This is a genomic window from Palleronia rufa (assembly GCF_000743715.1).
Lineage (GTDB): Bacteria > Pseudomonadota > Alphaproteobacteria > Rhodobacterales > Rhodobacteraceae > Palleronia > Palleronia rufa.
Genome location: NZ_JQEY01000014.1, coordinates 1 through 20,238, shown reverse-complemented (window position 1 = coordinate 20,238; position 20,238 = coordinate 1). Strand labels below are relative to the sequence as shown.

The following is a 20,238-nucleotide window of genomic DNA, read 5'->3' as shown; positions in this document are numbered from 1 at the left end:
CCTTTGGAGGCTCGGACGGGCGCCGGTCCCTTCGTCCAGCCGGAACGGACCACTCTCGTCCGGCCGCCTTCCTCCCGCCCGCCGCCGCCGAGCGCCGCATCTGGACCCCGCCCGGCGCGTCGCCTATCCCCGGCGCATGACCGCGCGTCTCACTCCCGACGACCTCGACCGCGCCGCCGACATCCTGCGGGCGGGCGGCCTTGTCGCATTCCCCACGGAAACGGTCTACGGGCTCGGCGCCGACGCCACCGATGCCCGGGCGATCGCCCGGATCTTCGCGGCCAAGGACCGGCCGCGGTTCAACCCGCTCATCGTCCACGTTCCGGACCTCGACACGGCCCTCGCCCATGTGACCATGGACGCCGCCGCCCTGTCGCTCGCCCGCGCCTTCTGGCCCGGTCCGCTGACCCTGGTGCTGCCCCGCCGCGCCGGCAGCAGGGTGGCAGACCTGGCCGCCACCGGCCTGCCCACCCTTGCCGTGCGCGTGCCCGCCGCCCCGCTGGCGCGCGACCTGCTGTTCCGCACCGGCCGCCCCGTCGCGGCCCCCTCGGCGAACCCATCGGGCCAGGTCAGCCCGACCACGGCGGATCACGTGCTGCGCTCCCTCGGGGGCCGGATCGACGCCGTGCTCGACGGCGGTCCGGCAACGGTCGGGGTCGAGTCCACCATCCTCATGCCGACGCCCAGGGGCACGCATCTGTTGCGGCCCGGCGGACTGCCCGCCGAGACGCTGGAGGCGCACCTGGCCACGGCGCTCCTGCCGCCGCCGGCCGGCAGCGCGCCGAACGCTCCCGGTCAGCAGGCCTCGCACTACGCGCCGCGCGGCCGGCTGCGCCTGAACGCCACCGCGCCCGAGCCGGATGAGGTCTATCTGGGCTTCGGTCCCGGTCCCGCCGGCCCGACCCTCTCGGCCACCGGGGACCTTGCGGAAGCCGCCGCCGCGCTCTTCGCCCGGCTCCAGACGCTGGACGCCGCCGACGCGCCGCGCATCGCCGTCGCCCCGATCCCCGATAAGGGGTTGGGCCGCGCCATCAACGACCGCCTGCGCCGCGCCGCCGCCCCGCGCCCCTGAGCGCCCTGACCCGATCCGCGTTCGCACGTGAGGCGCGGCCCGATCCAGGGCCTCAGCGCGTTCCTCGACCGTCCAGGGCCGGTTGGCGTCGGGGCCATCTTTCGGGCGCGGCTTTGGTTTAGCGTCAATCGCATCGTCCCGATCAATCCGATCGTAAGAGACGTTCGACGGAAAACTGGCTCAGGAAGATGCGGACCATATTTGCCAGTCGCCAACCGATTTTACCCGCTGCTCGACCTTGTTGCGCAAAGACTGGGTGAGGGATTCATCTCGTGAATCCAGCGTGGTAGCTGTCCTGCATGAGCAGACCGATCCCGCCGAGCTACAAGACAAAGAACTGGCCGGCCTACAACGAAGCGCTGAAGCAGCGTGGTTCCCTGACGATCTGGTTCGATCCGGACATGGTCTGGGTGCCGCCGCCGACCGGCAAGCGAGGCCGGCAGCCGTTATATAGCGACGCCGCGATCCAGACATGCCTGACGATGAAAGTCCTTTTCGGCATGGCGCTCCGACAGACGACCGGGTTCATTGAAAGCCTCCTGCGCCTGGTCGGCCTCGACTGGGCGGTGCCCGACTTCAGCACACTGAGCCGGCGCCAGAAGACCTTGTCCGTGACTATTCCCTACCGCGGCTCAGATGGGCCGCTGAACCTGTTGATCGACAGCACCGGCATCAAGGCAGAGGGTGAAGGCGAGTGGAACGCCCGCAAGCATGGCGGCGCGAAACGCCGTCTATGGCGCAAGATCCACATCGGCGTCGATGAACGCACGCTGGAGATCCGAGCCATCGAGATCACCGGAAGCAACGTCGGGGACGCGCCCATGCTGCCCGAGTTGCTCAACCAGATCCCCGCCGGCGTGGAGATCGGATCGATCAYCGCTGACGGAGCCTACGATACGCGCAAGTGCCATGACGCCGTCGCCGACCGCGGCGCCCATGCCGTCATACCGCCGCGCAAGAATGCCAAGCCGTGGAAGCCATCAACCCCAGCCGCCATTGCCCGGAACGAGGCTCTGCGCGCATCGAGATACCTCGGCCGCGCCATCTGGCGAAAATGGAGCGGATACCACCGCCGGAGCCGCGCCGAGACGAAGATGCATTGCGTGAAGCTACTGGGGCAGAGCCTCCTGGCGCGCGACTTCGATCGCCAGGTCGCCGAACTTCAGGTCCGCGCCGCCGTGCTGAACGGCTACACCGCGCTCGGCATACCCATCACAGAGCCTGCGGGATAAGTGCGTCCGGGGAAAGGGGAAGTCCGGGATTTACGGTCTTTGCGCAACAAAGCCAACCCAGCGAGCCGACGCCGCTCGATTGGCGGGTCTCGGCGGCTACGAAGTTGAGATGCGACAATTCCTTGACTACGTCCTACAGGCCTACGCAGACCACGGCGTCGAAGAACTGTCTCTGGGCAAGATCCGGGACTTCCTGCGCATCCGCTATGGCGGCACGAACGATGCGAAGGCGGTGCTCGGGTCCGTCGCGGACATCAGGAAGGCCTTCGTGGCAATCCAAGGGCATCTGTTCCGCTGATACGCCTCAGGCGGCCGATTTCCCGCCGAAGGCGCCCAATGGCCAGATTTTGGTTGTCAGAATGGACAAGTGACTCCCAAAATGGTCAATAATTGGTGGTCCTTACATCAACGCGCCTTCCCGGTTCTCAACCGCATTTCGAGTGGCCGCAGGCGAGACAGGTCATGCACCCTTCGACCATGCGCAACTCGTAGCTGCCGCAATTCGGACAGGCCTTGGCGGTCTGGCCGATGACCGCGACCTCGGCGCTGGGGTCGGACTTCAGCCCGAGACCTTCGCCGGCGATGAAGCCGGTGTCGATGAGGTGGCGTTCGATCACACCGCCGATGGCGGCCAGGATCGACGGGATGTAGCGGCCCTCCATCCAGGCGCCGCCGCGGGGGTCGAAGACCGCCTTGAGTTCTTCGACAACGAAACTGACATCCCCCCCACGGCGGAACACCGCAGAGATCATCCGCGTCAGCGCAACGGTCCAGGCGAAATGCTCCATGTTCTTGGAGTTCACAAAGATCTCGAACGGCCGCCGGTGTCCGGCCAGCAGCAGATCGTTGATCGTGATATAGATCGCGTGCTCGGACGCCGGCCACTTCAGCTTGTACGTGCGCCCCTCCAGGGAATGCGGGCGGTCCAGCGGCTCGGACATATAGACCACCTCACCCTGGGCTTCGGCGTCGCGCAGGTCGGCTGTGGGCCTGTCGACCGTTTCCGACACCGACAGCACCGATCCCGTGACGGCGTTCGGCCGGTAGGTCGTGCAGCCCTTGCACCCGCTTTCGTAGGCTTCCAGATAGACGTCCTTGAACGCCTCGAACGTGATGTCCTCAGGGCAGTTGATCGTCTTGGAGATGGAACTGTCCACCCAGACCTGCGCGGCGGCCTGCATCTTGACGTGGTCCAGCGGCGCAAGCGTCTGGGCGGTGACGAAATGATCCGGAAGATCGACGTCGCCATGCCTGTCGCGCCAGGCCTGGACGGCGAAATCGACGATCTCCTCTTCGGTCCGGGATCCGTCCTTTTGCAGAACCTTGCGGGTGTAGCTGTGGGCGAACACGGGCTCTATCCCCGAGGACACGTTGCCCGCGTACAGGCTGATCGTCCCCGTCGGCGCGATGGAGGTCAGGAGCGCGTTGCGGATCCCCTTGTCGAAAACCGCCGCGCGCACGTCCTCATCCATGCCTTCCATGGTGTCGGAGGCCAGAAAGGCGTCCCGGTCGAAGAGCGGGAACGGCCCCTTTTCGGCCGCCAGGTCCGCCGAGGCGAGATAGGCCGCCCGGGCGATGCGCTTCAGCCAGTCCTGGGTGCGTTCGGCCGCCGCGTCGGAACCATAGCGCAGCCCGACCATGGCCAAAGCGTCAGCCAGTCCGGTGACGCCCAGACCGATCCGGCGCTTGGCCCGCGCCTCATGCGCCTGGGCCTCCAGGGGGAATCGCGAGGTATCCACGACGTTGTCCATGAGGCGCACGGCAACGGCGACGAGGTCCTCCAGGGCTTCCAGGTCCAGGTCGGCAACGGGCGCGAAGGCATTCCGCACCAGACGCGGCAGGTTGACCGACCCCAGAAGGCAGGCGCCGTAGGGGGGCAGAGGCTGCTCGCCGCAGGGGTTGGTGGCAGAGATCTGTTCGCAATAGGACAGGTTGTTCACCCGGTTGATGCGGTCGATGAAGATCACGCCCGGCTCGGCGTAGTCGTAGGTGGCGCGCATGATGCGGTTCCAGAGGTCTCTGGCCTCCACCGTGCGATAGACACGGCCGTCGAAGACAAGGTCCCAATGGCTGTCGGCCATCACGGCGGCCATGAACGGATCGGTGACGAGGACGCTCATGTTGAAGTTGCGCAACCGCGCCGCGTCCGATTTCGCGGCGACGAAGTCCTCGATATCGGGGTGGTCGCAGCGCATGGTTCCCATCATCGCGCCGCGCCGGGCGCCCGCCGACATGATCGTGCGGCACATCGCGTCCCAGACGTCCATGAAACTGAGCGGCCCCGACGCATCCGCCGCGACGCCGGAGACACCGGCCCCCTTCGGCCGGATGGTCGAGAAATCATAGCCGATGCCGCCGCCCTGCTGCATGGTCAGCGCCGCCTCGCGCAGGTGCTCGAAGATGCCCGACAGCGAATCCGGGATCGTGCCCATGACGAAACAGTTGAATAGCGTGACCGAGCGGCCGGTCCCCGCACCCGCGGTGATCCGTCCTGCGGGAAGGAACTTGAAATCCTCAAGCGCCGCGTAGAACCGCTGTTCCCAATGCGCCGGATCGCTTTCGACAGAGGCGGTTGCCCGCGCGATGCGCCGCCACGTATCTTCGACCGTCTCGTCCACAGGGGTGCCGTCCGCCTCTTTCAGGCGGTATTTCATGTCCCAGATCTGCTCGGCGATCGGTGTGGCGAAACGGCTCATGGCAACGCTCCTCAGGGCCGGATCGTGTACTGGCCCGCGCATGGAAGGTCAACGACATGCGGTCTATATCGTGTTAGGCAGACCGCAAGCCGCCACTGCTTGTGGATAGATGCAGGAAAGAGAATGACCGCGAACGTCCATCTTCTCAAGCTCTCCGTCGGCAGCGAATCGGTCGAACAGCTGATCGACTGGCAGCGCCACCGGTCGAAGCAGCGAAAGGACGGACGCTATTACCACCTGACGCGCATGTGGCCGAAGCGCGCCGGCGAATTGCTGGAGGGCGGCTCGATCTACTGGGTGATCCAGGGGGTCATTCTGGCGCGGCAGAGGATCACCGCCTTCGAAGAGGTCATCGGAGAGGACGCGATCCGCCGCTGCGCCATCTTCCTCGACGCAGAGGTGATCCGCACGGAGGCGACGCCCAAGCGTCCGTTTCAAGGCTGGCGCTACCTGGCCGCCGGGGACGCCCCACGCGATCTGGCCCGGGGCGCGGCAGGGGACGGTCTGCCGCCCGCGCTGGCCGCCGCCCTGGCAGAGATCGGCGTACGCTGACGGTCAGGTCAGGCCAAGCTTCGACAGCAATAGCGCGTTGACCACCTTGACGTCGAACCGTTTTTCGGCCTCCCGGCGGGACGCGCGGCCCATGCTCTGCACCAGAGACGGGGTCTCGACGAACCGTGCCATCGCCCGCGACAACGCCTCCGGGTCGCGGATCGGAACGACATGGCCGGTCACGCCTTCGGTCACCGGTTCTGCACAACCAGGTGCATCGGTGGTGACGATGGCGCGGCCGGTGGACATGGCCTCCAGCACCGACCGGGAAATGCCTTCACGATAGGACGGCAGCACGAAGACCGACGCCGCGCGCAGAAAGGGCCGCACATCCCGGGTTTCGCCGAGATATTCGATCACGCCCTCTTCCTGCCAGGCGGCAAGCTCTTCTTCGGAGACGGAACTGGGATTGGCGTCGCGCGGCCCCAGCAGCTGGCACCGGATGTCGGGATGGGTGCGACGCAGAAGGCGCGCGGCCTCTACGTAGTCGCGCACGCCCTTGTCGCGCATCAGCCGCGCCACCATCAGAAAGACCGGCGGGCCGGGGGGCGGATCGGAAACCGGAAACCGGTCCAGGTTGATCCCCGATCCCGGCACCATGCCCAGGGGCGTCTCAGGATCCATCAGCCGGTGGTCGCGGAATTCCCGGCCGTCGCCGTCATTGTAGACGACGACCTCCTTGGCCCCCTTCAAAGCGACCCGGTAGAGGGCGGCACTGATGGCGCGGATCGCGCGCCGGCGCGGGCCCTGGTCGCTGTCGATGAAGACATAGCCCAGGCCGGTGCAGAGCGCGACGCGGTCCTTGACCCCCGCCAGGCGCGCCGCCAGGCAGCCGTAGATGATCGGCTTCATCGTGTAGGGCAGGACGGCATCCGGGCGGAACCGGCGCAACTCCTTCCAGATCGCCGCCAGGGTGACGATGTCCTGCACCGGGTTGAGTCCGGTCCGGGCCATGGGGATCCGGCGGAACCGTACTCCGATCTCTTCCAGCGCGGCTTGCGTCGCGGGGTCGTGTTCGGGCGCCAGCGCCAGCACCTCCGCCTTCTCCGAAAGCGCACGCAGCAAATCGTAGCGGAAATTCACCAGAGACGACGTGAGCGAGCCGATGACCACGACGCGCGGACGGGATCGAACGGAGGCCGCCGGAGCGGCGGGGCGAATGGCGGAGGTCAATGTCTGCTCCATCAGGCGAATTCCTCGATATCGGTGACAGGCGGAAGGGCCGGGGTGTGAAGATCCGCCGCCTCCGCCATGTTGAGTGATGGCCAGCCGTACTCCGCGCCCAGACGACCGGCTTCCGCCAGCAGAATGTCGAGGATCGCCAGGTTGGCCTCCGTCTCCGTTCCGAAGGCGTTGGGGTGGAACCACAGGTGGTAGATCTCACCCTTCTCGGCGGCGCGGCGCATGTCCGCGACGATGGTGCGCGCCTGGCGCATGATCATCGGCCCCACGGCCTGGCCCACCGGCAGCAGCATCCGGCTGGCGGGCACGTTGGTGGCGGGTCCGTAGCGGCCGATCCGTTCCGGTCCGGTCCCGTCGAAGGCGAAGAAGCTGCGCGCCAGCCGGGCCGCGCGCTTGACCGCCATATCGCCGCCGCGCGACGCGGGGCGGTCGTACCAGCCGCCGCCCTGACCGCGCACGATATCGAAACCGTGGCGCACGCAGATCTCCACGGCCTCCCGGCAGATCTGGTTGCGGGGAAAAACCAGCGTCCGCATGGCAAGCCCCAGCGCCGCTGCCGATTTCACCGCCGCCGCGAGGTCCGCGTCGAAGGCGATGTGATCGAACGGCGCCTCAAGGCAGTAATACTGCGAGAACGTATGGCTTGCGATTTCCTGTCCCGGCGTCTGGCGGATCAGTTCCAGAAGGGCCATGCCGAAGTGAAACGGATCGCTCGCCTCGTCCGGACCCACATCGCAGAGGTTGGTGTAGCTGGCCAGGCTGGGGTCGCCGTAGCTGGGTCGAAAGACCGGAAGCGCATCGAACAGACTCTCCCGGGTCTCGTGGAACAGCAGTCCCACGGCTGCCCAGGTCGCGTGTGCCTCATGCTTGGCCAACAGGTCGAGCAGCGGCGGCACGGCCATCCGACCCGCCAGTACGACCGCCATCTTCTCATGGGCGCGCGGGTCGCCCGCATGGCCCCACATCAACTCCAGGTCCAGAGACAGCACGAAGCCCCCGCCGCCCGGAGCGGGACGGTTCATGCTGTCCCGCGTGGGGGACATGTCCCGGTCATATGAGGTCATCGGTTCGATCGGATTTCAGCCACGTTTTGTCGGACGGCCGTCGCAAGACCGTTGCCTTCGTGGCTATCACGCGGCGCGCAGACGTCCTTCTGTCCAGATGGATAGATCGGACGCTCATGCGGCTGCGATACCTGTCCCGATCGGATGCCATGACATGGTTTTGCGCGGCGGTGTGGTGCTCTCGGGCCGCGGGGCAGCCCTTCACGATGCGGACCCGACGGCGGCGGCGCTCACGGTGCCGTCTCTTGACGACGACGTCCGGCGTGCCACTCCCGGGCATGGGCGATGCGCTGTTCGGACCGGGTTTCACCGCTAACGATGGTCAGCGCCGTCATCCAGAGGATGCGGATGTCGAGCCAGAGCGACCGATGCGCCACGTACCACAGATCGAGGCTGAGTTTCTCCGCCTCACCAAGCCGGGTGTTGCCGCTGACCTGCGCCCAGCCGGTCAGACCGGGCCGCACGGCGGAGCGGCGCGCGCCATCGGCGCCGAAACCGGCGACCGTTTCGGGCAGCAGAGGCCGCGGTCCGACCAGGGCAAGGTCGCGCCTGACAATGGCGAAAAGCTGCGGTATCTCGTCGAGGCGCGTGCGGCGCAGGGCCCGACCAAGACCGGTGACGCGCTGAGCATCCGGCAAGGGATTTCCATCCGCGCCGTCGGCATCGCGCATCGTGCGGAACTTGGCCAGGGTGATGACCGTCATATCCTGCCCGGCCCGCCGCTGGCGGAAGACCACCGGGCGGCCGAGGTCGCGCGCGACAAGACCCGCCAGCAGGGCGCCGACGGGGAGCGCAACCACCAGCATGATGCCGACCAGAACGAGTTCGAGCCAACGCGGCACGCAAATTCCCCCTAAAGAACCATGTTGAGACATATCAGCGAAGGGTTGCGCCGCAACTAGCCACTGGGGGCCGTTCCCTAGCCGAATGGGTCATGTTCGCGGCCAACTGGCAATTGCCTGCCTTCGCCGGGATCGCGCCGGACAATGGACGACCGGGATCCTGCGCGTCGTCCGGCGCAACCTTGCACGCCGGATTTGGCGATAAGTGGCTGCACCGCGAGAGTCTCGAAGGCCCTGTCGCAAGTTCCTGCGTCTCGGCCTGTCCGACGGCCTTGCCTTTGGACACCGGCGGATGTGCGGGTTGCTCCGCAAACCCCGGCAACGGCGCCCCGGTACGGGCGACCGCTCAGACGTCCCCGGGCCGGAAGGAGGGGATGGTCAGGGAACGGTAAAAGATCAGCCCCGCCCCGGCGCACCAGACCAGTCCCACAAGCATGTGCAGAAGGCTCGCCCCGACAACGCCGGTCGCGGGCACGATGAAGGGCAAGGGCAGAAAGAAACTGAGCGACGCCACGATCGAGACCGCGAGCAGTTGTCCTTCCTTGCGCAGTGCCTGGAGAGCCCCGTTCAGGATCGTGCTGCTGAGCAGAAGGCAGGCGCCGATGAGCTGGTAGAGCACCAGGGATGTGGCGCCGGAATATTCGGCACCGAATACCGTAACCAGCAGATAGGGGCCGACCGCCAGATAGGCGATCACCGCAAGCGCCGAGGCCGCCAGGAACATGCCGCAGACGGCAAGCACCATCCTGACCATACGCTGTATCTTACCGTCGTTCACCAGTTCGCAGATACGGGGATAGGCCACGAGCTGCAGCGGGGCGCCGATTCGGAAGAGCACCATCGAGATGCGCCGCGCAATGATATAGAGACCCAGTTCCGCAGGGCCGATGAGCGTGCCCAGCGCGATGACATCGTAGCGCCGGATGGAGCTTCGCGCCTGGGCGTTCATGTTCACCATGACGATGAAGCGCCACAGGCCCGGGTTCTCGGCGTTGATGCCGCGCAGCGGGGTCCGCGCCAAGCCGGGGCCGATGTGGCCGCGCAGGATCGCCCAGGCCAAGACGCTGGGCAGCAGGCGCTCAACCGCCACCATCACTGCGGTCATGATGACGAAGGCTTCAAGGCCCGCGCCGGCCAGGAACAGGATCCCGGAGGCCAGCGCCCGCAGCGCCGCCGAGAGCACCAGCGTCCTTGAGTAGGCCTTGAAACGTGAGAACAGCCGGAAAAGGCCGATCATCGTCGTGGGCGCGGGGACCAGCATGGCCGCGCAGAATATCAACGCATAGCCGATCTCGTCGTCGCCGAAGCCGAACCAGCCGCCGATGTAGGCCAGGCTCACCATGGCGAGCACCGCGGCCCCGACCGAGCCGATGACGTCGAGCGCCAGCCCGAACTTGATCAGCCGCAGGAACGGGCTGCGATCCGCCGCCGCGCGATGACGGGTGCCTTCGCGGATCAGCGCCTGCGTGGGTTCAAGACGAAGCAGCGTGTCGAAGGCGCGGGCATAGGCCTCCGCCAGGACCAGCGTCCCGAGCCCGGCGGGACCCAGCGCCTGCGACACGAAGGCGAGCGTCAGAAAACCCAGCCCCGCGATCACCGCATTCGACGAAAGAACGATCCCGACATTGCCCAGAATCCCTTCGAAGGGCTGCAGCATAGTCCTTCGTCTCGAAATCCTCTCCTTTTGGGTCATTCGCAATGTCCGCTCGTTCTGCAATCTTCAGCGCAGACTGTAGCGCGGAAGACCGCGTCGCGGCCAAACCTCAATGGGGTCATTCGAAGGCTCGAAAGGACTAGGTGCATGAGTTTATCGACCCGGAAAGGTCGCCCTGCCGGCGTCCGCCGAACGGCGGTCGCCTGCTGCGTTGCGGCGACGCTGTTCCTGCCTGCCCAGGCGCAGGAAGTCGAGCCGCCGGCCGACATGACGCAACAGCCCCAGGCGCAGCCCGGCGACCCGGAGACGGCTTCCGGGATCGGCGCCGGCGACGTGCTGGAAATCCGGGTCGGAGCCTGGAACCTGGTCGAAACGCGGTTCGAGGAGTGGACCGGCGTGAGCGGTGAGGCGGTCGTCCAGTCCGATGGCACGATCCTGGTCCCGATGGCCGGCATCGTCGAAGCGGCCGCACGCCCGCTATCGGACATTTCCGAAGACATCGTGCGCGAACTGGCGCAGATCACCGGCCTTCCGACCCAGCCCAGCGTCACCGTCCGGATCCTGAGCCGCGCGCCCGTCTTCGTCAGCGGCGACGTGATGGCCCCGGGGGCCTATGCGTTCACCGAAGGCCTGACCGTCCGCCAGGCCGTGACCCTCGCCGGCGGAGAGCTGCGCCTGCCGGTCGAACAGATAACCACCGCGCTAGGTCGCCTGGCGCAGCTGGAAGAGGGGATCCAGCGCACCGCCTTGAGCATAGCGCGCCTGGAAGCGGAGCTGGATGGCGCGGAGCCGCTGGTCGTTCCGCCGTCTCTGGCCGACACCCCGGAGACGGCGGTGCTGGTCGCCGGCGAACGGCGCCTTCTCGCCACCCAAAGGGACGCCATCGCATCGCAATCCGAATCGATCGACGCCTTGATCGGGGTCTTGCGGGGGGTCAAGGATGGTCTGCTGCAGCAGCTGGCGGTGCTCGACGAGGACCTGGGCCGCGCCGAAGCCGAGGTCGAGCGGCGGGAAACCATGCTGGAACGCGGTCTGATCCGCGCGACCGACATGGACGACGCGCAATCGCGCCTGTCGAGTTTGCAGTTGCGCAAGGTCGACATGAGCACTCAGCTTCTGACCGTTGAAAAGGACCTGAGCGAGGCGCAGCGCGACCGGGATCAGCTGCGCCAGAGCAGGGACATCCGGATCCTCGAAGAGCTGTCGTCCCTGCGCGACCGCAAGAGAGACCTGGAGCTTGGCCTCATCGGTTTGAAGGCCGATCTTGCCGCCACCGGCGGCATGCCGCGGGCCGATTCCGCCGAATTCGTCGCCAGCATCATCCCCGCGGAGGGCGGGGCCGCAAGGCGCGTGGGTCTTGAAACCAGAATCCGCCCCGGCGACACGGTGCTTCTGGAGGCGATCGAAGGATGAGACAGGTGCAACTTCCAGACATAGATTTCGTCATCGTCGGCGCGGCAAAATCGGCCACCACATGGTTGCAGGTCCAGCTTCAGGCGGATCCCGCCATCCATATGCCGGACCCGGAGCTCCACTACTTCTCGCGCGAGTACGAACGTGGAGACGCCTGGTACCTTTCCCAGTTCGCCCCGACACCCACGACGCGGCTGGTCGGCGAAAAGTCAAACAGCTACTTGGACACCCCGGAAGCCGCGGCCCGGCTTCATGCCGCGCTGCCGCACGCCAGGCTGGTCGTCATGCTGCGCGACCCGGTCCAGCGAGCGTATTCCGACTATTGTATGTTGCTCAGACGCGGCGAGGTCGGTTCCGACATCGAACGATACCTCGACCCACGCGTGGCTGGTAGCGGCCGCTTCTTGTCCACGTCGCGCTATGCCCCGCATCTCAACCGGCTGCTCGAACACTACAATCGGGATGCGATCCACGTGGCGCAGTATGAAGACGTCGCGAAAGACCCGCAGGGCGTCGTGGATGGTGTCAGGGATCACCTTGGCCTGGAGCCACGCGCCGTGGCCGCGAAATCGCAGGGACGGGTGAAAGACAAACGCTCTGCCGTCGTCCCGCCGGGCCTGCGCAAGTTTCTCGGGCCGCTGAAACCTCTCGTCGCTCCGCTGCGGGGCAGCAGAACCTTTGAGGCGGCGCGCTCCGTGATCGCGAAGCGTCCAGACTATCCCACTCTCAGTGACGATTTGCGCATCCGTATGACCGAACACTTTCGCGTGAGCGAAGCCGAATTAGCGCGCATCGGAATCACCCGTTAGAGTTGTTTTTACTGGCTACCGATAATCCATTAGGTGAAATTTGCGCCTCCGCCTCTATGTCGGTGGACGCATCATTAAACCGAAGGACAACCAAACTATGTCGCGACGACTCAGATTTCCCGCAGTGGATGTATCTTAACTACGTTCGCTTACCATTCCCGAAAAATTCTCTGGACATGGAGCACAGGTTAGCGCCTTAATGCAGCATTGACACGTACCATTGGTGATATAATCCGGCTCGCACAGACATTTCGAGCCAATCGAAGCTAAATAATACAACGTCGAAACGACGGATTTAAGTCTGTCCTGAAATTTGCAGGGCAGTCCAACTCTATTGCGGGGCTAAAATGGGGAAAGACTATGTACAAAATCGGAATCTGCGGAACCAGCGTGTTCTTCAAGAACGGGATGAAGCAACTCATCCAGAACCAGGATGTGACTGAATTCGACTCCTTGGCCGAGGCGCGCAAGGCCGCGAACATTTACCGGTCAATGGTCGTTCTCATTCATGAAAGCGATCTCTTCAGCGAAGCGGCGGAGGATCTCAGCCTGGACAACGACCGCCTTAAGGTGATTGTGGTCGCATCGAAGTTTGATCAGGTCAAGCTCGTCTCCCTGATCAACAAGGGCGTGCGCGGATATCAGCTTGAAACGGTGTCGTCGTCGGTGATGCGCGCCGCGATCCAGATGGTCGCGCTGGGAGAGTTCGCCCTGCCGTCCGTCCTTGCGGAACATCTGGGTGGCGTCCCGACAGACTCCAAGCTCGTGCCGTTGTCGGCAAAGGAGCTGGTTGTGATCCGCTGTCTGGCGAAGGGATACGCAAACAAGGAGATCTCCCGCTCCATCGGCATCGCGGAGGCGACCACGAAGGTCCACGTGAAGGCCATCATGCGCAAGCTGGGAGTCTCTAACCGGACTCAGGCTGCGGTATGGGCCGTCAGGAACGGTTTCGATCAGCCTCTTTTGCAGGGTTGACGGAACCATACGTCGTGACGGGCGATGTCGATTGGGGACATCGGCCGCTTGATGTTGTGGGGTAGGGGCGCGTACGTCCTACGGACAGTTGCCCTCCCCGAATGGCAGGAATACGCACCGACAAGCTCGACCGGATTCATTCGAGACCTATCCGACTGAGCACTTCCATCGGGCGTAAATCGTGGCAGCATTGAGGACAGTAGAGAGCAATTTAGGCTCTTCATGGCTTGCTTGCTTGGGGAAGTACTTCTACTTCTGGGGAAAAATATGAGCGATCTTTCGAATCTCGCGTCGATCTCAGGATCGTCCAGATCAGAACCGACGAGGCGCGTGCCGCCCAAGCGCGGAGCGAAGACGTCGATCCTCGCCGTGTACGACGGTCTGGCCGCATCCGCTGCCGTCGCCATCGCCCTGGTGCTCGTCGAACCCGGAGGTGTCGCGTGGTCGCTTTTGCTGCCGTGGATGCTGGGCGCCGGCGTTCTGTGCGCGGTACTCTTTCCGCTCGCCGGGACGTACTCTGCACACCTGCGCCATGCCTCGTTGGGCGATCTCATCGGGCTGACCTTCGCGGCGGCCATCCTGAGCGTCGCGCTCGCGGCCGTCTCGCTGGTCGTGCCCGACGGCGGGCCGCGCCTCGCCGTATTCGCCGTTTTCTTCTTGACGCTGATGCCCCTTCTCGGCGCGCCGCGCGTCTATTATCGGCGCGAAGACCTACGAGGCTCGCGCGCGTTTCCACGCAGGGCCATCGAGAACGACAATCGGGAGTCGATCCTGCTCATCGGCCAGGGTCCGTCCTGCGACCTGTTCCTCAGGTCCCTCCGGAGAGAGAGCCGGCCGAAGTACAATCCCGTCGGTATCCTTGAGGATTCGGGCAGCCGCGGGTCGTCCATCCATTCCATTCCGGTTCTGGGATCGTTCAAGGACACCGAAACGGTCCGTGCCGAACTGGTGGCGCGCAACATCCATATCGACCGGATCGTTCTGACGGAACCGCTGACCCGCCTGGGCACCAAGGATCTGTCGTCGTTCCTCGCCTGGGCGCGTTTCGAAGGCATGGCGGTTTCCCAGCTGCCGCCCCTGACCGCGTTCCAGTCCCTGGAAGAGGGAGAGCGGCTGGGCCTCACCGATCTCAACATCTCCGACCTCTTGGAGCGTCCCGAGGCCCGGGTCGACTACGACATGATCAAGCGCATGGTGGCGGGCCGGCGCGTGCTCATCACCGGTGCCGGGGGCTCCATCGGTTCCGAACTCGCTCGCCAAATCGCCGCTCTCGATCCATCGCAACTCGTCCTGATCGAGAACTCCGAATACAACCACTATCAGATCGAGATGGATCTGAAGCAGAGTTTCGCCCATGTCGATCTGCGCTCCTACATCTGCTGCATCCGCGACGCCGACCGCCTGCGCGAAATCTTCTACCGCCATCAGCCAGAAGTCGTATTCAACGCGGCGGCGCTGAAGCACGTCCCCATTGTAGAGGCCAATCCGTGCGAGGGCGTTCTGACTAACGTCATCGGCACCCGCAATGTCGCCGACATCGCCAGTGAGACCGGTGCCGTCGCAATGATCCAGATCTCCACCGACAAGGCGGTGAACACGTGCTCTGTCATGGGCGCGACCAAGCGCGTCGCGGAGTTCTACGCACAGGCGCTCGACCGTCGCGGCGGCACGCGCTTCATGACCGTGCGCTTCGGCAACGTGCTTGGCTCTTCGGGATCGCTGATTCCGCTCTTTCAAAGCCAGATCGCCAAGGGCGGTCCGCTTACGGTCACCGATCCGCGCATGACCCGGTTCTTCATGACCATCCGCGAGGCGGTCGAGTTGACACTTCTCGCGTCCGCTACGGGGATCGAGAAGGGGATCGGTCAGGGCAGGATCATGGTTCTCGACATGGGGGCGCCCATGCGGATCATGGACATCGCTCACCGCATGATCACGCTTGCCGGCCTGAAACCGGATATCGATATCGAGATCAAGACCACCGGCATCCGCCCGGGCGAAAAGCTCTTCGAAGAACTCTTCGATGTCGCTGAAGAACGGCACCCATCCGGTATTCCCGGTGTAAATGCGGCAATCCCCGAGGGCGTCGCCCTGGACACTCTGCGCTGTGCGATTGCCACGCTGGAGCGTGCGGCCCGGCGCGGACAACGACACTTGGTCGTCTCGCAATTGGCCGAGATCGTTCCCGGCTACGTCCCGTTCGATCCGACGGAAAGCGCGGATAAAATGCTGGACACCGATGCCGATGCGCAGGCGGAGCAATCAGATGGCAGCATGCTGAGCCGTCTTCTGCCTGCCCGCCGCGAGATGAAGGAAGAGCGCGCATGGGCACGGTGATCGAATCCAGAACCTTCGGCGACACGCCGAGTAGGCGCCGCGATCCGTCCGCTCCGATCTGGCCTCACTACGACAATGACCAGATCGAAGCCGTCAGGCGTGTGCTGGAAAGCGGCCGTGTCAACGCCTGGACCGGTCCCGATGTGGGTGCGTTCGAGACCTCCTTCGCCTCCTATACGGGCAGCGCCCATGCGATCGCATTGGCCAACGGGAGCGTGAGTTTGACGCTGGCGCTGGATGTCCTGGGCCTGCGACCGGGCGACGAGGTGATCGTGACGCCGCRAAGCTTCGTCATCTCGGCAAGCGCGGTGATCCTGGCCGGCGGAGTTCCCGTCTTCGCCGATGTGGACCGCGACACGCAGAACATCTCGCCCCAGACAATCGCGCCACTCATAACCGACCGCACCGTCGGCATCCTTCCGGTTCACCTGGCCGGTTGGCCCTGCGACATGCCCGCGATTATGGCGATGTCGGAACGCCATGGGCTGTGGGTTATCGAGGACTGCGCCCAGGCGCATGGCGCCCGGATCGACGGTCGGCACGTTGGCACATTCGGCGATTTCGGGTCGTTTTCTTTCTGCCAGGACAAGATCATGACGACCGGCGGTGAGGGCGGAATGCTCACCACGGAAGACGCCGGGCTCTGGCAGGAGGCGTGGTCGCGCAAGGACCACGGCAAGGACTACCATCGGGTCCGCAGCGACGATCATCCGCCGGGATTCCGCTGGCTGCACAGCAATGCGGGCACCAACCTGCGTATGTCGGCCATGGCCGCCGCGATCGGCCGCGTCCAGATAGAGCGGATGCCGCATTGGTACGACGTGCGCGCCCGCAACGCAGCGATTCTTGCCGATGCGCTTTCCGATTGTCCGGCGGTGCGTGTGCCCCTTCCGGGCGATGGAGAGACCCACGCCTGGTATCGGTTCTACGCTTTCGTGCGGCCGGATCGGCTGCGTCCCGGCTGGACAAGGGATCGGATCCTGTCGGCGGTTGTTTCCGAGGGCGGCGACATCTTCAGCGGAAGCTGCCCGGAGATCTACCGGGAAGATGTCTTTCGCAGTCGCGGCTTGGGTCCCGCGGTCCCACTTCCCGTCGCAGAGGAACTGGGAAGGACCAGCCTTGCCTTCCGGGTCGATCCCACACTCGATGCCGCTGAGATCAGGCAGAACGCTGAACTCGTTTGCGAAGTGTTGGAGAAAGCCACGGCATGAGCCGGATCGTTTTGGTCCAGTCCGGCTTGGGTTCTGGCGGAACTGAAAAGATCGTCGCCATGTTGGCGGGGCATTTCGGCAGTCGCGGGCATGAGGTCGTCGTGCTCGCGATCCACGGGTCTCCCGCGAACGGCTATTACACGATGCCGGAGCGAACGGTCGTCAGGAGCATGGAGGCGGAAGAGGGCCCCGACGCGGCCAAACGGACCATGCGTCGAGTGTCATGGCTTCGGAAGACGTTCCAGGACGTCCGGCCGGACCTGATTGTATCCTTCCTGACCAAGATCAATATCCAGACCACGGCGGCGTGTTTCGGAATGTCGATTCCCCGGATCGCGTCCGAGCGGAACAATTTCAAGACGCAGCCCATGCACTGGCTCTGGCGCCTTGCAATGGCTCCGACCCTTGCGATGGCGAATGCCGTGGTGATGCTCACCAGCGGTTCTATGAACGCGCTTCCCGAATACGCACGTCGCCGCGCGCGAGTCATCCCGAACCCTTGCCCCCCGATCGTCCGGCATCCGCCGATTTCTGTGCCGCAACGCCTGATCGCCGTGGGACGCTTATGCGACCAGAAGGGCTTTGACACGCTCATCCGTGCCGTCGCGCTCGCCCGCCAGAATGTCCCTGACCTATCGCTGACAATCTATGGAGAAGGTGAGAAGCGGGGTGAGCTAGAGGCCCTGCGCGACACTTTGGAACTCTCAGGGGCGGTGGCGATGCCCGGTCGATCCGTCAATCCCCATGATTGGGTCGGGGAGGGTGGAATCTTCGCGCTGTCTTCGCGGTATGAAGGCTTTCCCAACGTCTTGTCGGAAGCGCTGGCGCATGGATTCGCGATCGCCACGACACGCTGCGACTGGGGCCCCGAAGACCTTATAGAACAAGGCCGATCGGGGCTGATGGTCCCGGTGGACGATGCGCGCGCGATGGCCGCCACCCTGGAACGCCTTTGGGGCGATGAGGTGCTGCGCCTTCGTCTGGCACAAGAAGGGGTGAACCGGGCCGAACTCTTTTGCCAGAACGCTGTCCTGTCCCGGTGGGAGGACGTTGTGCGCGACGTTCTGGATGGTCGGCACACACATGAGGATCCAGTGATAGCCACGGGCTGACCGGAGAGAGGCGCCGGCGGATGAGGACGCCGAGCTCAGGCGCCTGCTGGCCGATGCCACGCTGGACAACGTTGCTCCGAACGACCCTCCGGGAAAGAGCTGACGATGCGCCATTGCGCCATCGGTCCGGGCGACGATGGCGAACGGCCAGGCGGCGAGAGGCAGTTGGGGGCGCTGCCGGATCACAAGATCTCGCAACGCCGGGCCTGCCAGCCTGTCGGTGTCGACCCCAGAACAGTCCGGCGCCCACGTCCGCTGACCTGCCACGGGATTTTTCCTTCATGAGGAAACGATCGAGATACTCAGAAGAACAGATCGGGATTCCGACCGAACATGAGGCGGGCGCGAACTGCGCCGGCCTGTGCCGCAAGCACGGGATGTCGGAAGGCTCCTTCTACGCCTGGAAGGCCAAGTTCGGTGGGATGCCAGACGGCTGAAAGCGCTTGCGGACGGGAAGACCAAGCTGAAGAAGCTGCTGGCGGAGCAGATGCTCGATGCGGCGGCGATGAAGGAGTCGCTGGCAAAAAAATGGTAAGGCCCACCGTCGAGCGTGAAGCCGTCGCGCATGTGCGGACCCGGTCGGGTCTGTCGGAGCGGCGGGCCCGCCGGATCGTCGGGGGGACCGCAAGACGGTCCGGTATCGGTCGTGCCGGCCACCGGAGGCGGAGCTGCGTCGGCGGCTGCGCGATCTGGCGAATGAACGTCGCCGGTTCGGGTATAGGCGCCTGTTCGTGCTGCTGCGCCGGGAGAAAGAGGTGTCCGGGATCGACCGCATCTACCGGCCCTACCGAGAGGAAGGGCTGGCCGTGCGCAAACGCCGTGCCAGGCGCAAGGCCATCGGCACACGTGCCCCGATCCCGGTCGAGGCGCGACCCAACGCCCGCTGGTCGCTCGATTTCGTCCACGATCGGCTGGGCTGCGGCCGCCGGTTTCGCATCCTGAACGTCGTCGACGAAGCGACCCGGGAATGTCTCGCGGCGATGCCGGACACGTCGATCTCCCGACAGCGTGTTGCCCGGGACCTGGGCCGTCCGATCGCGCGACGCGGCACCCCGGGCATGATCGTGTCCGGCAATGGCCCCGAACTGACCGGCAACGCGATCTTAACCTTTGCCGCCACACGGGGCATCGAGCGGCATTCATCGCGCCAGGCAAGCCCATGCAGAATGGGTTCGTCGAGAGTTTCAACGGACGAATGCGAGACGCGCTATTGGACCTGTCGCGATTTCGTGCCGCCCCAAGTGCTCGTTTAAGCCACTTTTCTTTCGAATGCGACGGGGCTTTTCCAGCCCAGTGCTGAGTGGCGGCGACGCGGATTGTAGAAGCCATTGATGTATTCAAAGATCGCCACTTCAGCTTGCCGCCGCGTTTCCCATGACCTTCGCCAGATCAGCTCGGCCTTGATCGTCTTGAAGAAGGTTTCGACAGCGGCGTTGTCATAGCAATTGCCCTTGCCGCTCATCGACACCTTGAAGCCATGCTGGCGCAAAAGCTTCTGATAGTCGTGTGAACAATATTGCGACCCGCGATCCGTATGATGGATGCAGCCTTTGGGCGGCGCCCGAAAAGCTATGGCCATGTTCAACGCCCGGATCGCCAAGTCGCGTTTCATCCGGTTGCTCACGGCCCAGCCGATCACACGCCGTGAATGCAGATCGAGGATTACGGCCAGATACAACCAGCCTTCGCGGGTCCAGACATAGCTGTCAGATCCCGCTTGATTGTATGGCCGCTTTTTGAAGAGCCTTGGCTTTTGGCGATGCCAGTCCTTGAGGGCGTCGATAGGCGTTCTGCCCTTCAGGACGGATTGCGGGAGCTGGCCGTTGTAGAGGCGGACATAGCGCAGGATCGTCTGCTCAAGGTCCTCGCCTGATCGGAAGCGATGACTCTGCAGGACGTCCTCGATCCGCCCGTTGAAGCGCTCCACCATGCCGTTGGTTTGCGGCCGCATCGGTGGTGCGAGGCGATGCTCGATCCCGAGGTCGGCACAGAGGCGGTCGAACTCGTGGTTGCCCGTGGCCGCGCGCTTGCGCAGGCCGAACAGCCGGTCGGAGTACTCCTTATCGTAGTCTCTGCTAACACGTGTG

16 protein-coding genes and 1 pseudogene are annotated in these 20,238 nt (G+C 64.8%); 11 read left to right on the top strand and 6 right to left on the bottom strand.

Features of this window, described 5'->3' with window-relative positions; genetic code table 11:
- Positions 1 to 136 precede the first annotated feature (136 nt).
- From KW83_RS15240 to KW83_RS21760, 3 genes are all read left to right on the top strand, one after another.
- Positions 137 to 1,072, top strand: coding sequence for an L-threonylcarbamoyladenylate synthase (locus tag KW83_RS15240; protein WP_036180660.1), 936 nt, complete (start codon positions 137 to 139; stop codon positions 1,070 to 1,072).
- A 299-nt stretch (positions 1,073 to 1,371) separates the two neighbouring features.
- A complete protein-coding gene (locus KW83_RS15235) occupies positions 1,372 to 2,304 on the top strand; it encodes an IS5 family transposase (RefSeq protein ID WP_036180658.1) in 933 nt (310 codons plus the stop codon).
- On the top strand, positions 2,294 to 2,602 hold the full coding sequence (locus KW83_RS21760; RefSeq protein ID WP_327203976.1) for a type I restriction-modification enzyme R subunit C-terminal domain-containing protein: 309 nt from the start codon (positions 2,294 to 2,296) through the stop codon (positions 2,600 to 2,602). The genes KW83_RS15235 and KW83_RS21760 overlap by 11 nt, the downstream gene beginning before the upstream one ends.
- Before the next feature lie 127 nt (positions 2,603 to 2,729).
- On the opposite strand, the gene KW83_RS15225 is transcribed toward KW83_RS21760, so the two are convergent.
- Positions 2,730 to 5,000, bottom strand: a complete 2,271-nt coding sequence (locus tag KW83_RS15225) for an adenosylcobalamin-dependent ribonucleoside-diphosphate reductase (protein ID WP_036180653.1) — start codon at positions 4,998 to 5,000, stop codon at positions 2,730 to 2,732.
- Between the two features lie 123 nt (positions 5,001 to 5,123).
- Here KW83_RS15225 and KW83_RS15220 point away from each other — a divergent pair, with 123 nt between their 5' ends.
- Positions 5,124 to 5,552: a DUF1489 family protein gene (locus KW83_RS15220; protein WP_036180650.1), complete on the top strand. Its 429-nt coding sequence runs from the start codon at positions 5,124 to 5,126 to the stop codon at positions 5,550 to 5,552.
- Positions 5,553 to 5,555: 3 nt separating this feature from the next.
- On the opposite strand, the gene KW83_RS15215 is transcribed toward KW83_RS15220, so the two are convergent.
- The 4 genes from KW83_RS15215 to KW83_RS15200 all read right to left on the bottom strand — a co-directional run bounded on the left by KW83_RS15215 (position 5,556) and on the right by KW83_RS15200 (position 10,297).
- Positions 5,556 to 6,737 carry a glycosyltransferase family 4 protein gene (locus KW83_RS15215; protein WP_051928560.1) on the bottom strand — a complete coding sequence of 394 codons (1,182 nt, stop codon included), beginning with the start codon at positions 6,735 to 6,737 and terminating at the stop codon, positions 5,556 to 5,558.
- Complete coding sequence (locus KW83_RS15210) at positions 6,737 to 7,777, bottom strand: polysaccharide deacetylase family protein (RefSeq protein WP_161785514.1); 1,041 nt, start codon at positions 7,775 to 7,777, stop codon at positions 6,737 to 6,739. The genes KW83_RS15215 and KW83_RS15210 overlap by 1 nt, the downstream gene beginning before the upstream one ends.
- 251 nt (positions 7,778 to 8,028) lie before the next feature.
- Positions 8,029 to 8,640: a sugar transferase gene (locus KW83_RS15205; RefSeq protein ID WP_235191438.1), complete on the bottom strand. Its 612-nt coding sequence runs from the start codon at positions 8,638 to 8,640 to the stop codon at positions 8,029 to 8,031.
- Between the two features lie 346 nt (positions 8,641 to 8,986).
- The gene (locus KW83_RS15200) at positions 8,987 to 10,297 is read right to left on the bottom strand and encodes a lipopolysaccharide biosynthesis protein (RefSeq protein WP_036180646.1); all 1,311 of its coding nucleotides are present in this window, start codon (positions 10,295 to 10,297) and stop codon (positions 8,987 to 8,989) included.
- Between the two features lie 144 nt (positions 10,298 to 10,441).
- Here KW83_RS15200 and KW83_RS15195 point away from each other — a divergent pair, with 144 nt between their 5' ends.
- The 7 genes and pseudogenes from KW83_RS15195 to KW83_RS20715 all read left to right on the top strand — a co-directional run.
- Complete coding sequence (locus tag KW83_RS15195) at positions 10,442 to 11,707, top strand: polysaccharide biosynthesis/export family protein (protein WP_036180644.1); 1,266 nt, start codon at positions 10,442 to 10,444, stop codon at positions 11,705 to 11,707.
- 5 nt (positions 11,708 to 11,712) lie between these two features.
- Complete coding sequence (locus KW83_RS15190) at positions 11,713 to 12,516, top strand: sulfotransferase family protein (RefSeq protein ID WP_036180641.1); 804 nt, start codon at positions 11,713 to 11,715, stop codon at positions 12,514 to 12,516.
- A 360-nt stretch (positions 12,517 to 12,876) separates the two neighbouring features.
- Complete coding sequence (locus KW83_RS19330) at positions 12,877 to 13,491, top strand: LuxR C-terminal-related transcriptional regulator (protein ID WP_051928558.1); 615 nt, start codon at positions 12,877 to 12,879, stop codon at positions 13,489 to 13,491.
- Between the two features lie 267 nt (positions 13,492 to 13,758).
- Positions 13,759 to 15,828, top strand: a complete 2,070-nt coding sequence (locus KW83_RS15180) for a polysaccharide biosynthesis protein (RefSeq protein ID WP_161785513.1) — start codon at positions 13,759 to 13,761, stop codon at positions 15,826 to 15,828.
- Positions 15,816 to 17,039, top strand: a complete 1,224-nt coding sequence (locus KW83_RS15175; protein ID WP_081904641.1) for a DegT/DnrJ/EryC1/StrS family aminotransferase — start codon at positions 15,816 to 15,818, stop codon at positions 17,037 to 17,039. Before KW83_RS15180 ends, KW83_RS15175 begins: the two co-directional genes overlap by 13 nt.
- The gene (locus tag KW83_RS15170) at positions 17,036 to 18,151 is read left to right on the top strand and encodes a glycosyltransferase family 4 protein (RefSeq protein WP_081904640.1); all 1,116 of its coding nucleotides are present in this window, start codon (positions 17,036 to 17,038) and stop codon (positions 18,149 to 18,151) included. The genes KW83_RS15175 and KW83_RS15170 overlap by 4 nt, the downstream gene beginning before the upstream one ends.
- A 281-nt stretch (positions 18,152 to 18,432) precedes the next feature.
- Positions 18,433 to 19,400, top strand: a pseudogene (locus tag KW83_RS20715) (IS3 family transposase); the annotation flags it as partial.
- Here the strand turns inward: KW83_RS20715 and KW83_RS21575 are convergent.
- The coding region (locus KW83_RS21575) for an IS3 family transposase (protein WP_235191437.1) at positions 19,401 to 20,238 on the bottom strand (838 nt) is incomplete at its 5' end.

Bases quoted from the DNA above. Each gene is read 5' to 3' on its own strand.
- KW83_RS15195 (WP_036180644.1), top strand. From the start codon at position 10,442: ATGAGTTTATCGACCCGGAAAGGTCGCCCTGCCGGCGTCCGCCGAACG.
- KW83_RS15225 (WP_036180653.1), bottom strand. From the start codon at position 5,000: ATGAGCCGTTTCGCCACACCGATCGCCGAGCAGATCTGGGACATGAAA.
- KW83_RS15180 (WP_161785513.1), top strand. From the start codon at position 13,759: ATGAGCGATCTTTCGAATCTCGCGTCGATCTCAGGATCGTCCAGATCA.
- KW83_RS15170 (WP_081904640.1), top strand. From the start codon at position 17,036: ATGAGCCGGATCGTTTTGGTCCAGTCCGGCTTGGGTTCTGGCGGAACT.
- KW83_RS15210 (WP_161785514.1), bottom strand. From the start codon at position 7,777: ATGTCCCCCACGCGGGACAGCATGAACCGTCCCGCTCCGGGCGGCGGG.
- KW83_RS15215 (WP_051928560.1), bottom strand. From the start codon at position 6,737: ATGGAGCAGACATTGACCTCCGCCATTCGCCCCGCCGCTCCGGCGGCC.
- KW83_RS19330 (WP_051928558.1), top strand. From the start codon at position 12,877: ATGTACAAAATCGGAATCTGCGGAACCAGCGTGTTCTTCAAGAACGGG.
- KW83_RS15240 (WP_036180660.1), top strand. From the start codon at position 137: ATGACCGCGCGTCTCACTCCCGACGACCTCGACCGCGCCGCCGACATC.
- KW83_RS15200 (WP_036180646.1), bottom strand. From the start codon at position 10,297: ATGCTGCAGCCCTTCGAAGGGATTCTGGGCAATGTCGGGATCGTTCTT.
- KW83_RS15220 (WP_036180650.1), top strand. From the start codon at position 5,124: ATGACCGCGAACGTCCATCTTCTCAAGCTCTCCGTCGGCAGCGAATCG.